At 42.2% G+C, this 13,834-nt stretch carries 15 protein-coding genes; 7 read left to right on the top strand and 8 right to left on the bottom strand.

Annotated elements, in window-relative coordinates; all coding sequences use genetic code 11:
- Positions 1 to 43: 43 nt before the first annotated feature.
- The 3 genes from trmA to G4D73_RS01430 all read left to right on the top strand — a co-directional run bounded on the left by trmA (position 44) and on the right by G4D73_RS01430 (position 2,547).
- Complete coding sequence (trmA, locus tag G4D73_RS01440) at positions 44 to 1,126, top strand: tRNA (uridine(54)-C5)-methyltransferase TrmA (RefSeq protein ID WP_213687199.1); 1,083 nt, start codon at positions 44 to 46, stop codon at positions 1,124 to 1,126.
- A gap of 243 nt (positions 1,127 to 1,369) precedes the next feature.
- Positions 1,370 to 1,594, top strand: coding sequence for a hypothetical protein (locus G4D73_RS01435; protein WP_004279838.1), 225 nt, complete (start codon positions 1,370 to 1,372; stop codon positions 1,592 to 1,594).
- Between the two features lie 392 nt (positions 1,595 to 1,986).
- Positions 1,987 to 2,547 carry a lecithin retinol acyltransferase family protein gene (locus G4D73_RS01430; protein ID WP_213687198.1) on the top strand — a complete coding sequence of 187 codons (561 nt, stop codon included), beginning with the start codon at positions 1,987 to 1,989 and terminating at the stop codon, positions 2,545 to 2,547.
- Between the two features lie 79 nt (positions 2,548 to 2,626).
- Here G4D73_RS01430 and G4D73_RS01425 read toward each other — a convergent pair whose 3' ends face one another.
- Positions 2,627 to 3,538, bottom strand: a complete 912-nt coding sequence (locus G4D73_RS01425) for a bestrophin family protein (RefSeq protein ID WP_004729823.1) — start codon at positions 3,536 to 3,538, stop codon at positions 2,627 to 2,629.
- 69 nt (positions 3,539 to 3,607) lie between these two features.
- Positions 3,608 to 5,335, bottom strand: coding sequence for a glutamine--tRNA ligase/YqeY domain fusion protein (locus G4D73_RS01420; protein ID WP_213687197.1), 1,728 nt, complete (start codon positions 5,333 to 5,335; stop codon positions 3,608 to 3,610).
- Between the two features lie 423 nt (positions 5,336 to 5,758).
- Here G4D73_RS01420 and G4D73_RS01415 point away from each other — a divergent pair, with 423 nt between their 5' ends.
- Together G4D73_RS01415 and G4D73_RS01410 are read left to right on the top strand one after the other, a co-directional pair.
- Positions 5,759 to 6,268 (top strand): peptidylprolyl isomerase, encoded by a 510-nt coding sequence (locus G4D73_RS01415; RefSeq protein ID WP_004279844.1) that lies wholly within the window; start codon positions 5,759 to 5,761, stop codon positions 6,266 to 6,268.
- 111 nt (positions 6,269 to 6,379) lie between these two features.
- On the top strand, positions 6,380 to 7,099 hold the full coding sequence (locus G4D73_RS01410) for a UDP-2,3-diacylglucosamine diphosphatase (RefSeq protein ID WP_004646748.1): 720 nt from the start codon (positions 6,380 to 6,382) through the stop codon (positions 7,097 to 7,099).
- Between the two features lie 28 nt (positions 7,100 to 7,127).
- Here G4D73_RS01410 and G4D73_RS01405 read toward each other — a convergent pair whose 3' ends face one another.
- Together G4D73_RS01405 and hpaI are read right to left on the bottom strand one after the other, a co-directional pair.
- The gene (locus tag G4D73_RS01405; RefSeq protein WP_213687196.1) at positions 7,128 to 7,346 is read right to left on the bottom strand and encodes a transposase; all 219 of its coding nucleotides are present in this window, start codon (positions 7,344 to 7,346) and stop codon (positions 7,128 to 7,130) included.
- Between the two features lie 681 nt (positions 7,347 to 8,027).
- Positions 8,028 to 8,822 (bottom strand): 4-hydroxy-2-oxoheptanedioate aldolase, encoded by a 795-nt coding sequence (gene hpaI, locus G4D73_RS01400; protein WP_213687195.1) that lies wholly within the window; start codon positions 8,820 to 8,822, stop codon positions 8,028 to 8,030.
- 243 nt (positions 8,823 to 9,065) lie between these two features.
- Here hpaI and nfsB point away from each other — a divergent pair, with 243 nt between their 5' ends.
- Together nfsB and G4D73_RS15455 are read left to right on the top strand one after the other, a co-directional pair.
- On the top strand, positions 9,066 to 9,719 hold the full coding sequence (nfsB, locus tag G4D73_RS01395) for an oxygen-insensitive NAD(P)H nitroreductase (protein WP_213687194.1): 654 nt from the start codon (positions 9,066 to 9,068) through the stop codon (positions 9,717 to 9,719).
- Positions 9,720 to 9,825: 106 nt separating this feature from the next.
- Positions 9,826 to 10,053 (top strand): hypothetical protein, encoded by a 228-nt coding sequence (locus G4D73_RS15455; protein WP_228305180.1) that lies wholly within the window; start codon positions 9,826 to 9,828, stop codon positions 10,051 to 10,053.
- On the opposite strand, the gene G4D73_RS01385 is transcribed toward G4D73_RS15455, so the two are convergent.
- From G4D73_RS01385 to G4D73_RS01370, 4 genes are all read right to left on the bottom strand, one after another.
- On the bottom strand, positions 10,016 to 10,870 hold the full coding sequence (locus tag G4D73_RS01385; protein ID WP_213687192.1) for an EamA family transporter: 855 nt from the start codon (positions 10,868 to 10,870) through the stop codon (positions 10,016 to 10,018). The two genes, G4D73_RS15455 and G4D73_RS01385, sit on opposite strands and share 38 nt — an antisense overlap.
- Positions 10,871 to 10,955: 85 nt before the next feature.
- Positions 10,956 to 11,993, bottom strand: a complete 1,038-nt coding sequence (gene fba, locus G4D73_RS01380) for a class II fructose-bisphosphate aldolase (protein WP_004279853.1) — start codon at positions 11,991 to 11,993, stop codon at positions 10,956 to 10,958.
- 119 nt (positions 11,994 to 12,112) lie between these two features.
- On the bottom strand, positions 12,113 to 12,391 hold the full coding sequence (locus G4D73_RS01375; RefSeq protein ID WP_004729831.1) for a hypothetical protein: 279 nt from the start codon (positions 12,389 to 12,391) through the stop codon (positions 12,113 to 12,115).
- 154 nt (positions 12,392 to 12,545) lie between these two features.
- Positions 12,546 to 13,733 carry a phosphoglycerate kinase gene (locus G4D73_RS01370; RefSeq protein WP_004279856.1) on the bottom strand — a complete coding sequence of 396 codons (1,188 nt, stop codon included), beginning with the start codon at positions 13,731 to 13,733 and terminating at the stop codon, positions 12,546 to 12,548.
- Positions 13,734 to 13,834: the final 101 nt, after the last annotated feature.

The raw sequence follows: 13,834 nt of genomic DNA, 5'->3' as shown, positions 1-13,834 counted from the left end.
GCTACCATTTGCGCTTTAAAATATTTGCGATTTCTTACTGCATATGACTTCATCTTATCAGCAACAACTTGAAGCCAAAATTGAACGCATCAGCGCTCAGTTTGCCGAATATCAACCACCTGCTTTAGAAGTATTCCAGTCTCCTGAAAAATATTTCCGCATGCGTGCTGAATTCCGGATCTGGCATACTGAAGATGATCTGTTTTATGCCATGTTCGAACGTGACGAAAACAACAATAAAAAAGTGATTCGTATTGATGAGTTTCCAATTGCAGACCGCAGTATTAATGACTTGATGCCGCAACTACTGGCAGCATTCAAGGCAGATGCCAATCTGGGTCATCGTTTATTTGAAGCCCATTTTCTGGCGACGTTAAGTGGTCAGGTTCTGGTATCCCTGATTTATCACCGCAAGCTGGATGAAAGCTGGGAACCTGCAGCAAAAGCCCTGGCGGAAAAACTGAATATTAAACTGATTGGCCGAAGCCGTGGCCAGAAATTCGTCCTGACTGATGAATATGTGGTGGAAGAGCTATCGGTCTTTGATCGTCGCTATAAATACAAGCAGATCGAAAGCAGCTTCACTCAGCCGAATGCACAAGTTTGTCAAAAAATGCTGGAATGGGCATGTGATGCAGCGGAACAATCAGATAAAGATTTGCTGGAACTCTACTGTGGCAATGGGAACTTTACCCTGCCGCTTTCGACCAAATTCCGCCGTGTTTTGGCCACTGAATTAGCCAAATCTTCAGTTTATGCAGCTGAGTGGAATATTGAGCAGAACCAGATTGAAAATATTCAGGTTGCGCGTCTGTCTGCCGAAGAATTCACTCAAGCCTATAATGGCGAACGTGTTTTCCGTCGTTTGCAGGAAGCACAAATTGACATTTCGACTTATGATTTTGATACGGTATTTGTCGATCCACCGCGTGCTGGTATTGATGATGAAACGCTGAAACTGTTACAGCGTTTCCAGCGTATTATTTACATTTCTTGTAATCCAGATACCTTATATGACAATCTGAAACAGTTGTCTCAAACGCATAGAATCAGCAAGTTCGCCATGTTTGACCAGTTCCCGTATACGCACCATGTTGAGACGGGTGTCTTATTGGAAAAAGTATAAAGAGTTTGTTTCAATTTATTATATTGTTACAATAATGGAGCTTTTTAAAGCTCCATTTTTTATATTTAAAATCATATGTTTAATAATAAATATTGACTTGTACAGCAAGAAATATCGTTAGACCTTCGGGCTTCAATCGGAAATTTTCTAGCCTGACTGCTGCTTTTATCACATAGGTCCTATTGCTTTATTTATTTAATTGGCTATATTTCACTCTATGTTAGGTTGTTGTATGAAGGCTCTATGAGTTTTTGGCAAAAGTTGTTTTCTCATGAACAACACAATGAACACAAGAATCAAATTGCTTGTGTTGAAAATGATTGCTCTTGCAAGACAAATGAACAGCTTCTTGAAGCACTTTCTAAAGCCACTGATGAAGAAATCATCATCGGAATTAAAAAGGTTCTGGTATCTCGCGGCTATAGCCGTAAAGAACTGAATGAACTTCAGCACTTGCCATTGCAGTAATCGGCCAAGGTTACAGCCGTATAAAGAAAGCACTTGCGTAGTCAGGTGCTTTTTTTATGCTTGAAAGTTTAGTTTAAGGGTTTGGTCTTCTCTATTTCAGCATAGTTTATTAACTTCAACTTTAAAAGCTTCAGGGATCAGGCAGAAAATGTTGAATGACTTCCTTGATCCATGCTTGTGATTTTGCAGAAATTTTAGTACTTGCTTAGGCTATTTAAAACCTTTATCAGAAGAATATGTTCTAAATTCTGCTCTCTTCTAGCTCCTTTAAAACTTGGCTTAATAACTCTTCAATTCTGATCTGAAACTCAGGCAAGGCATCGATTAATTTAGCAAAACACAGTACACTTCCTATTAAACGACAATGCTTTTTTAAATGGCTTAATTCTGATATGCAACAGACTAAACGGTTTCCCATAGGCGCACATCTTATGGTTAAACATTTCGGTTATACCCATCATGGGATTTACGCCGGACGTGGTCGTGTCATTCATTATTCCGGCTTTGCGCATTTATTCAAGAAACGCCCGATTGAAATAACTTCTATTGAAAAATTCAGTCATGGCAAACCAATTCATATGCAACATTATGACTCGGCAAAATATAAAGGTCGTAAAGTGGTGCGCCGCATGCGGTCCAGAATGCATGAAAATAACTATCATCTGATTATTAATAATTGCGAGCATTTGTGTACTTGGGCCATTACCGGCGTGGAAAGTAGTCCGCAAGTAATTTACATGATGAATCGCCTGACGACGATTGGCTATATCAGCTCAATGATGAGTTTTATGAACAGCATGTTCCTGACCCTGACCACCACGAGTTTCGCATTGGCACTGTACATCAAGAAAAAACTCAGAGATAAAGCCAAGCAGCGTTTGCAACAATACCGTGAATTGCAAGATCAGGCTAAAATCAAGGTGTCAGACCTGACTAATTTTAAACACCGTTAATTCAAAACCTAGTCTCCCGATAAATAATGAGCAGGAAAGGTTGAGGCCGTGTTTACATTTTGAAGATATAGATAGCAAATCAGGTTAAATAGCCTTTTCTGGCTTGAATCGCCTCAGGTAGTGCTTTACCTAAAGAGCTTAGGGTTTCCCGCTCTACCAGTCGTACAATTGAATCTAGCGGCAGATCGTTGTCCTGCAAGCCAAAGGGTTCTTCCAGCTCCGCACTGAGCTCGTCCAGCCCGAGTAGCATATAAGCAATTAATCCGACCAGGATCGGCGTCCACAGGCCTAAATTTGCCTGCAAACTGAAAGGCAGGATAAAGCAAAAAGAATAAACCGCACGATGTAATAATACCGAATAAGAAAATGGTAATGGCGTTGACAAAATTCGGTCACAACCAGCCTGAATATCTCCCAAGGCCACAGTATGCTGATTCAGGTTGTTATAAATAATATCGCTGATCTTACCCTGTTTATATTGCTGTACCAGCTCTTTTTGCATCTGTTCCAGCACCCATTGTGATGGATTGATTTGCATGGGCAATTGCTCAAATGATTTAGGTTCAAAACCGGTAGTCGCCTGATAATCCTGAATACTGGGCGTTTGCTGTCTCAACCGGTCACGTAACAAATGGGTAAACAGCATCATGCGATACAGCAACATTTCACGGGTTTGATTATCTAGCACATGGCTGTCGCGGCATAAATGACGCGTGGTGGCAATCAGCGCGCCCCAAAGCTTACGACCTTCCCACCAGCGATCATAGCAGGCTGTATTTCTAAAACTTAAAAAAATCGAGAGAATGACACCAAAGATGGTAAAACCAATTGCCGGGACAGCAGGAAGGCTCACGAAATGCGCCTGACTCAAATACACCAGCAAAGCGGAAATAAAAACCACCAAGATTAATGCGGGCAGCACCTTGGGCAGAATCGTTCCCTGCCAGGCAAACAGTAACCCCAAACTATTATTCTTATCACGCACAATCATGCAATTTTCCCTGCTGTATTGAAAAAGCCCAACCAGAGTTGGGCTTTTTACATTCTGACTTAAACCAGCTTATTTGCCTGGTTTAAAGCTGTCCTTAAGATCCAGAATACGGTTAAATACCGGTTTTTCGCTGGAATGATCATATTGATCTGCCACGAAATAACCTTCACGCTCAAACTGGAAACGATCCTCCGGCTGAGCTTGCGCTAATGCAGGCTCAATCACGGCCTGAACCACCTTCAATGATTCAGGGTTCAGGTTTGCCAAGAAGTCATCACCCACTTCTGGATCAGACTCCGTAAACAGACGGTCGTAAATACGCACTTCTGCAGGAACGCCTTTTGTCGCAGATACCCAGTGAATCACACCTTTGACCTTACGACCTTCAGGATTTTTACCCAAAGTTTCAGGATCAATCGAACATTTCAGCTCAACCACTTCGCCATTTTCATCTTTAATGACTTCGTCGCATTTGATCACATAGGCATGACGTAAACGGACTTCACCACCTGGAATCAAACGTTTAAAGCCTTTTGGTGGCTCTTCTTCAAAGTCTTTACGGTCAATATACAGCTCAGTCGTCAATGGAATAACGCGCTCGCCCATATCGACATTCGGATGACGTGAATGGGTCAGGTCCATATCGGCTGGCAAGTTGGTTAAAGTCACTTTTAATGGATTTAACACCGCCATACCACGAGCTGCGGTATTTTCCAGAGACTGGCGAATACAGTATTCCAGCATGGCTACATCGACGATACTGCCATCAACCTTCGACACACCGACACGTTGACAGAAATCACGTAGACCTTCAGGTGTGAAACCACGACGACGCATACCCACTACAGTTGGCATACGTGGATCATCCCAACCATTTACATGACCACCTTCAACCAGCTTACGCAATTTGCGTTTTGAGGTGATGGTATAGTCCACATTCAAACGGCTCGATTCATACTGACGTGGCACGGATGGTGATTTAACTTTTGCCACCACCCAGTCATAGAACGGACGGTGATCCTGGAATTCCAAAGTACACAGTGAATGCGTAATGCCTTCAATCGCATCAGAAAGTGGATGCGCATAGTCATACATTGGATAAATTTTCCATTTATCGCCAGTCTGATGGTGTTCAGAATGCAGGATACGATACAGAATCGGATCACGCATATGCACGTTCGGTGAAGTCATATCGATCTTGGCACGTAATACAGCCTGACCTTCTGCATATTCACCGCTGCGCATTTTCTCAAAACGCTCTAGGTTTTCTGCAACCGTTGCATCGCGTTGTGGCGAGTTTTTACCTGGCTCAACGAAATTACCACGGTTTAAACGGATCTCTTCAGGGCTTTGCAAATCCACATAGGCATCGCCCTGCTCAATCAGCTGAACTGCCCAGGTATAAAGTTGATCGAAATAGCTTGATGCATAACGCGGCTCACCTTCCCACTGGAAACCCAGCCATTTCACGTCATTGGCAATACCATCCACATATTCCTGTTCTTCGGCATCCGGATTGGTATCATCAAAACGCAGGTTACACACACCTTTAAATTCTTCAGCAATTCCGAAGTTCAAGCAAATTGCTTTCACATGGCCAATATGTAAATAGCCATTCGGCTCAGGCGGAAAACGCGTCACCACCTGTTGAACGCGACCAGCGGCTAAATCATCGGTAATGACCTGACGTACAAAGTCCAAGCCTGGTTGTTGTTCTTGCTGCTGCACTGAATCGACTGCATTGTTCTTTTGGGTCGGGTTCTCGGGCAGAGATGTCACAACATCATTTGGCTTCATGATCAATCATTCACTTCTAAAGTTAAAAAGGGATTAACAAATATTTCATCGCACAAGTTGTACGTATATTCATTATCAAAGTTCCTTAGTTTAACTATAGGTGATTAATCTCTCAACCGCTAACTACGGTATTTGATTTCAATTCACTCATTTTAAAAAGTGAAAATACAGCAAGCTGCCCAAAACTAAAATATCAACGCTTTAAGAAACTGGAAAATGATTCAATTCGTGCCTGTCCGAAATATAACGCCCTGTCTGGCAGCATTTGAAATGCCTTGATAAATCAACGTATAAATAAGGTATTATTTTTATGCTTTTAACAAAGAAAATAATGTTTTTACTTGCCTTGTCGAATGTAGTTTGCTTATGCTTCACTCATTCAGAAAAAACCATGGCACTCGTCCATGATCAGGAGATTACACAATGAGTTTTCCTCAAGTCGAATTAAACACCAATAAAGGTCGTATTGTTCTAGAACTCAATGCTGAAAAAGCACCTAAAACCGTAGCTAACTTTTTAGAATACGTACGTGACGGTTTTTATGACGGCGTAATTTTCCACCGTGTTATTGATGGTTTCATGATCCAAGGCGGCGGCATGGATGAAAACTTCAAAGAAAAAGCAACACGTGATGCAATCGAAAACGAAGCAGACAACGGCTTGACCAATGACGAAGGTACGATTGCAATGGCGCGTACTCAGGCACCGCACTCTGCTTCTGCTCAGTTCTTCATTAACGTGAAAAACAACTCATTCCTTAACCACTCTGGCAAAACTGCTCAAGGTTGGGGTTATGCCGTATTTGGTAAAGTCGTTGAAGGTATGGACGTTGTGAACGAAATCAAAAACGTACGTACTGGCAACCGTGGCTACCACGCTGACGTTCCTCTAGAAAACGTAGTAATCGAATCTGCAAAAATCATTTCTGAATAAAAAACGTCCTCTCCGTTCTTTTATGAGTTTTAAAGCAACACTTTAAAACAGTGTAATGGAAAATCCCTCATATGAATGAGGGATCTAGAGAGGAATAAAAGGAAAAGATTCGTGACCTATCTGTTTATCTCAGATTTACATTTGTCACCTGATCACCCTCGACTTGTTCGGGGGTTTTTAGATTTATTAACTGAATATCAAAATCAAAATACCCAATTGTATATTCTGGGTGACTGGTTCAATGCCTGGATTGGTGATGACTATACCTCTCCATGGCTGGACGAAATTGTCACTGCATTAAAACAGTTTACTCAGGCTGGGAATCAAGTCTATTTTCAGGCCGGCAACCGGGATTTTGTCTTAGGAAGTAAATTTTTAGCTCGATTTGGCGGGCAGCTTCTTCCCGAAATCGATCAGCTAATCATTGCCGGAACACATTTTCGCCTGGAACATGGCGATGCCCTATGTACCGATGACGTCTCCTATCAGCGTTTTAAAAAGATTATTCGTCATCCCTGGCTACTTGGCTTCTTAAGAAAAACCCCGCTTTCATTTCGAACCAGACTAGCCAACCGCTTTCGTCAACAAAGCCATCAGGCACAACAGTTTAAAAGCTATGAAGTGATGGACGTCAACCCACATGCAGTTGAGCTGGCATTACAGGATGTAGATGTACTGATCCATGGTCATACGCATCGCGCAGCCATTCATCAGTTAGCCCAGAAAAGAAGAATTGTACTAGGCGACTGGAAAGAAGACAGTGCAGAGATTCTGGAAATTCAGGAAGATCAAAGTTTTGATACCCTGAAACTAAAAAAGTGGCGATATTAATCAGCCACTTTTTACGATATTGATCTGCTTAACACAGACGATAAAGCTGGTTTACCCCAGTATAGAAACTTTTACCATCGAGATTGAACTGAAATTCCTCACCCGTTGGCAATTGAATCATTTTACCGACCTCAACCCAGATAAAACCCTCCATTGTATTTTGCTTGCGCTTTAATGGAACCAGTTTCACGTTAATTTCATTGCCATCAGCGGCAGTGGCAATATGCCATTCATTGATTTTGATCAAAATATTTACTCACACGATATGAGCTTTTTGTGACTATATGGAGAGAGATTAATAACAACCTAGTTTACATAATAGTTCTATGGTTAGTAGATCTTATTTGAGTTCAAATACTTGAACTAAAAAGTACATCACAATCAGCTTAAAATAATAATAGAAGCAAGAACAGTACTTGCTTGAAGTGCAACCAGTGTAAGCTATTTATTTACTAAAAGCAAAATTACATTGTAATGACAATAGAATGGGGGTTTTAGAACTTTTTCCATGCTTTACTAATTATTAGGCTCTTGATTTTTATGATCTAAAATTCATTTTAACGTTATTTCATTTATATTTATAAATAAAACCTGTCTTTAAATACTTGAAAATCAATATTAGAGACATGAGACTCAGTGCGAGGTACAACAAGTTCCACTCTCCTGTCTTTTGATAATTAAGGATTAAAAGAATAGCATTTAAGGCTGCAAACAGTACGTGAATCATAAAAGAGCTTGTTGCGCTCGTCTAGTTCTTTGCTGACGTTTATTCTTTAAGGTGTTCTGCTGTTTTTGTAAAAATTGTTCTACTTCTTGAAGGTTCATTATGATTTTCTTATAGTTGAATGAATAGCTCATCCCCCAACAATTTCTGGTTAAAAATAAACCAAATATCCAGTTAAGCTATTCATTCAGAATCTCTAGTTGATTAATAACCGCTAGTCGGATTATTCACATTGATATCCTTTTTATATTTCCCCAATAGATCACGTAAGGAATTCATCAAAACACTGGTATCTACGCCCACTGCTACAAACTCAGTGCCAAGTTCGATATATTTTTGCGTCACTTCATGCTGGGTTGACAGAATTCCTGCAGCTTTGCCTGCAGAACGAATCCGCTGGATTGCATCAATTACAGCTTTTTGTACTTCAGGATGATTCGGATCACCTTGATAACCCATAGTGGCAGATAGATCAACGGCGCCAATAAACACGCCATCAATCCCCTCGATCTGAAGAATAGCATCCAGATTTTCCAGTCCGGTCACAGATTCAATCTGAATTAATAGACAGATTTCTTCATGTGCAGTTTGATAATAATTTGGAATGCTGTTCCAGCGGGTAGCACGTGCCAGTGCAGCGCCAACACCGCGAATCCCTTCAGGCGGATAACGGACTGCCTTGACCATGAGTTCGGCCTGTTCCACGGTTTCTACCATCGGAATCAACAGCGTTTGCGCGCCGATATCCAGGAGTTGCTTGATCAGTTGTACGCTGCCAATCGGCGGTCGTACCACTGCTTGCGAGGGATAAGCGGCAATATTTTGCAGTTGCGACAAGGTGGTTCTCAAATCACTGGGCGCATGCTCACCATCAATCAGCAGCCAGTCATAACCTGCATTTGCCGCAATCTCGGTGCCATAGGCATCTGCCAATCCAATCCATAAGCCGATTTGCTGCTGGGTTTTCAGTTTGTGTTCAAAGTAATTGGTCACTTGCATCCGCTAACCTATTTGCATGTTGCTGGCGATGCCTCTTATTAAACGCTTCTCGCTTAAAAGTGCCAATAGACAAAAACTGGATTTTAATCTGATTTAACTCTAAGTTTTGCTTGAATCCAGCTCAAGATCATCTCAAAACAGGCTTTGCCTGATGCTTTTTTATTGTAATAATCAGGGGATGTGAAAAATGTATATATTTAAAACTTCTACTCGCTGTTTATTTAAAAAGATTGGAGCCCATTGATGGATTTACTCAAGATCACGCAGACCCGCTATACCACTAAAGCCTATGATCCTAGCAAGAAAATCCCGGCAGAACAGTTCGAGCGCTTATTAGAAATTTTGCGTCTGACACCCTCTTCAATCAATATTCAGCCTTGGCATTTTTTTATTGCCGATCATGATGCAGCCAAACAGCGCATTGCCAAAGCGTTGGTTGGTACTTATGCCTACAATGCACCCAAAGTTCTGGATTCATCCCATACCATTTTATTCTGCACCAAAGCCGATATTAATGAGTTGCATCTAGAAAACTTATTGAACCGCGATGATCTCAGTGGCCGTTTTAAAGATGAATCAGCCAAAGAAGGTCAGAAAAATACCCGTGCAGGTTATATTCATTATTATCGTAATGAAAAAGGTGATATTCAGCGTTGGGCTGAAAACCAGACCTTCATTGCACTCGGTCAAATGCTCTTGACTGCCGGAATTGAAGGGGTTGATGCCACACCAATTGGCGGCTTTGACGAAGAGATGATTAGTGAAGAATTACAACTTGCAGAACAGGGTTTGATCCCTTCTGTATTGCTGACTTTAGGCTATCGCAGTGAAAATGATTTCAATGCCAAACTCCCTAAATCACGTCTTGCCGCTGAAGATATTTTCACCAAACTGTAAGGAATTTATGCTATAAAAGGGGTCAAGCGCCCCTTTCCATGTCAATTCGAGCCTATTTTTTGCTTTATTTAATTTACATCTAATAGAATAACAATAGAGGTCATCTATGTCGCTCCTTACATCCAAATCCCTGAAATTTGAATGCCATCATTGCGATAAAATTTATCTCCAGCACTATAAAGAGCAACAGCATCTTTATCCGCACTGTCCAGACTGCCAACAGTCCGGTTTATTGCTTGGACTGGCCGAAGCAGGTGACCTGCTCCGACATCCGATTGAATTTGCATCCTCTTATGTCAAGCAGACATTGCATAAGCTAGGCAAATCACACTAGTCAAGCCTAGCAGTAATCCTAGAGTACTTGCAGGTTTGAGCCGTTCTTTAAAGAATACCAGACCTGCTATCACACCAAATACCACCACCAGAATATTCATGCCAGCAAAGACGATCGCAGGTGAATCCTTAAGCAGCATATGGGCTTTGACATAGAAAGCAATATTGGCAAAATTCAGGAAACCCAATAACAGACCAGCGCCGATATTCTGCATCGAGCCCAAGCTTTTATATTTGATTAACAGATAGCCCATCGAAATGATCAGGGCACAAACAAACATTAGATTCAGCGCCACCGCGAATTGGAGGCCCAGACTGGTTGTATATTTCAACAATACATCAATCAGTGCATAACCGACCCAGACCAAGCCCAGATACAACATTCCCTGACTGCCCTGTCCTGTACTTTGTCGATGTGAAAACAGGATGCACAGCACTGCTCCAATACCTAAAGCGATCCCAAGTATTTTCAGCTGATTAAACTGTTCCTGAAAAATGAAATAGGCTGCAGCCAGTGACAAAACTACAGAAAGTCGCTGGGCAATTTCGGTTTTTAAAATTCCAGCCGTTTGCAAAGCCTTGGCCAGAAACAGAAATACGCTCGGAAGTAAAATGCCCAGAGCCAGAATAAGCAACCAAGGTGTCTGAGACATTGAAATATGCTGAATATCAGGCTTAAACCAGAAAAAACACAAGAGACTGGCTGTCATATAGTTCCAGCTAATCATGTGTATCTGACTCAAGTCCTTATTTTTGGCGACTTTTAATAATATTGAGACCGCAACGCTGCATAGCGCTGCTGCGAAAATCAGTTCCATATGCTGCTCTTATTCTTGATATTTATGAGTCTACAAAAAAGCCCACATTTGCAGTGGGCTTTTTTTATAAATGATTCACTGGGAATTATTTATAGTGTGACACCATTTTCTCTAAAGAAATTGGGCGAATCTTGTCTGCATTGCCTGCAGTACCGAAAGCTTCGTAACGATCGATACAGATTTGCTTCATTGCATCTACAGTTGCGCTGAAGAATTTACGTGGATCGAATTCGCTTGGTTTTTCTGCCATCATACGACGCATTGCACCGGTAGATGCTAAACGCAAGTCAGTATCGATGTTGATTTTACGCACGCCGTGTTTGATCGCTTCAACCAGCTGCTCAACCGGAACACCGTAAGTTTCCTTGATGTCGCCGCCATACTGGTTAATCACTGCCAACCATTCTTGTGGCACAGAGCTTGAACCGTGCATGACAAGATGCGTGTTTGGAAGTGCTGCGTGAATTTCCTTAATGCGGTCAATCGCAAGAATATCACCTGTAGGTGGACGCGTGAACTTGTACGCACCGTGTGAAGTACCTACTGCAATTGCAAGCGCATCAACATTGGTATCAGCAACGAAGCTACGCGCTTCTTCAACTGAAGTCAGGAGTTGAGAATGATCCAGTACGCCTTCTGCGCCTACGCCATCTTCTTCACCCGCCATACCTGTTTCAAGGCTACCCAAACAACCGATTTCACCTTCAACAGATACGCCACACGCATGTGCCATTTGAACTGTACGGCGAGTCACATCAACGTTATATTCATATGAAGTTGGTGTTTTACCGTCTTCACCCAGTGAGCCGTCCATCATCACTGATGAAAAGCCTAACTGGATTGAACGTTGACAAATGTCAGGACTGGTACCGTGGTCTTGATGCATTACCACTGGAATATGTGGCCATTCTTCAATTGCAGCCAAAATTAGGTGACGCAAGAACGGAGCGCCTGCATATTTACGCGCACCCGCAGATGCTTGTACGATAACAGGTGAATTGGTTGCATCTGCTGCAAGCATAATTGCACGCATTTGTTCTAAGTTGTTTACGTTAAATGCTGGTACGCCGTAAGCATGTTCGCCGGCGTGATCCAAGAGCTGGCGCAATGAAATAAGAGCCATAATATCCTCCCAGTGAATGCCACATATTCTACATGTTCAAAGGTTTCAATTCAGCAACAAATAACACTATTTAAAAAAAATCCCTGCATTTGCAGGGATTTTGTGTCACATTAACCGGATTAAGGTGCTACAGGCTCTGAAGTCGCAGCAACTGACTCGTCTGCAGTCGCTTCGTCGGCTGGCGCATTGGCAACTTCAGCTGGAATATCGGTATTTTTTTCATCTAAAATTGGCTGGTCAATGGCATCAATGGCAGCTTGCTGTTCTGGAGTTACAGCCTGATCTGCCACGGCTGCCGAGCTTTCTGCTTCAGCTTCTGGTGCACTTTCCTGTTTTGCACACGCAGTCAATGCCAGAGATGCTGCTAATAATACTGCAATAGTTAACTGTTTCTTCATCACGTATTCTCGTCATTTGGTGATTTAATGACTGCATCTTATGACAGATTTATTGCATTTTAATGACGAAGCCATGAAGGGTAAATTTTCACTGTCAAAAAAATGACATAAAAAAAGCTGGCACTGGGCCAGCTTTTTAGCTTAGGACATACAATTAAGCACGTTCTAATAGTACCGCAACAGCAGGAAGGGTTTTACCTTCAACGAATTCAAGGAATGCACCGCCACCCGTCGAGATATAACCAATTTTGTCAGCCACTTCATATTTATCAATCGCAGCAAGTGTATCCCCACCGCCCGCAATCGAAAAACCTTCAGATTCAGCAATCGCTAAAGATAAAGTTTTAGTACCTTCACCGAATTGATCTACTTCAAATACGCCGACTGGGCCATTCCAAAGAATGGTTTTAGAGGTTTTCAGGATTTCTGCAAATGCTTTCGCAGTTTCCGGGCCTACATCCAGAATCATGTCGTTATCAGCAACATCTGCAACGTTTTTCACCGTTGCTTTTGCAGCAGCCAATGAACCCAGGAAGTCTTCAAAGTTAATTTCAGAGGCATCTGCAACCACAACGTCAGTAGGAAGTGGAACTGCTACTTTTGCAGCAATGGCTTTTGCCGTATCGATCAGATCCTTTTCACACAATGATTTGCCCACGTTATAACCGGCCGCAGCAAGGAACGTGTTGGCAATACCACCACCGACGATCAATTGATCACAAATGTCAGAAAGTGAGGTTAAAACATCTAGCTTGGTAGAGACTTTAGAACCTGCAACAATCGCCACCATTGGCTTTTCAGGGGTTTGCAGTGCACGACCAAGCGCATCAAGTTCAGCTGCCAGTAAAGGACCTGCAGCTGCAACTTTAGCCAGACGCGCTACGCCTTCAGTAGATGCTTCTGCACGGTGTGCTGTACCAAAGGCATCCATCACGAATACATCACACAATGCTGCATATTTTGCTGCAAGTTCAGGATTGTTTTTCTTCTCGCCGACGTTAAAACGGCAATTTTCCAGTAGAACTACCTGACCTGGCTGAACATCAACGCCATCTAAATAGTCAGTAAACAGTTTCACTTCTTGGCCCAAAGCTTCAGTCAAGTAAGCCGCTACAGGAGCAAGTGACTGTTCAGCTTTAGGCTCACCTTCAACCGGACGACCCAGATGAGAATACACCATGACTGCAGCGCCTTTTTCTAGTGCTGCTTTAATCGTTGGCAATGCTGCACGAAGACGCGCATCGCTGGTGATCACACCATTTTTAACAGGAACGTTTAAATCTTCACGGATCAGAACACGTTTACCTGCTAAATCGAGGTCAGTCATACGCTGAAAGTTCATGTAGAGCTCACTTTATAGATATTAAAACCAGGCGATTTTAAATGATTATGCAGAAAAAGGTTAGCATCTTTTGCAGAAAACATTATGAATGCCAAAGTTTT

The organism is Acinetobacter sp. WY4 (assembly GCF_018438165.1).
In the GTDB taxonomy this organism is placed as follows: domain Bacteria; phylum Pseudomonadota; class Gammaproteobacteria; order Pseudomonadales; family Moraxellaceae; genus Acinetobacter.
The sequence above is the reverse complement of the archived record's forward strand: the minus strand, read 5'-3'. Positions and strand labels throughout refer to the sequence as shown.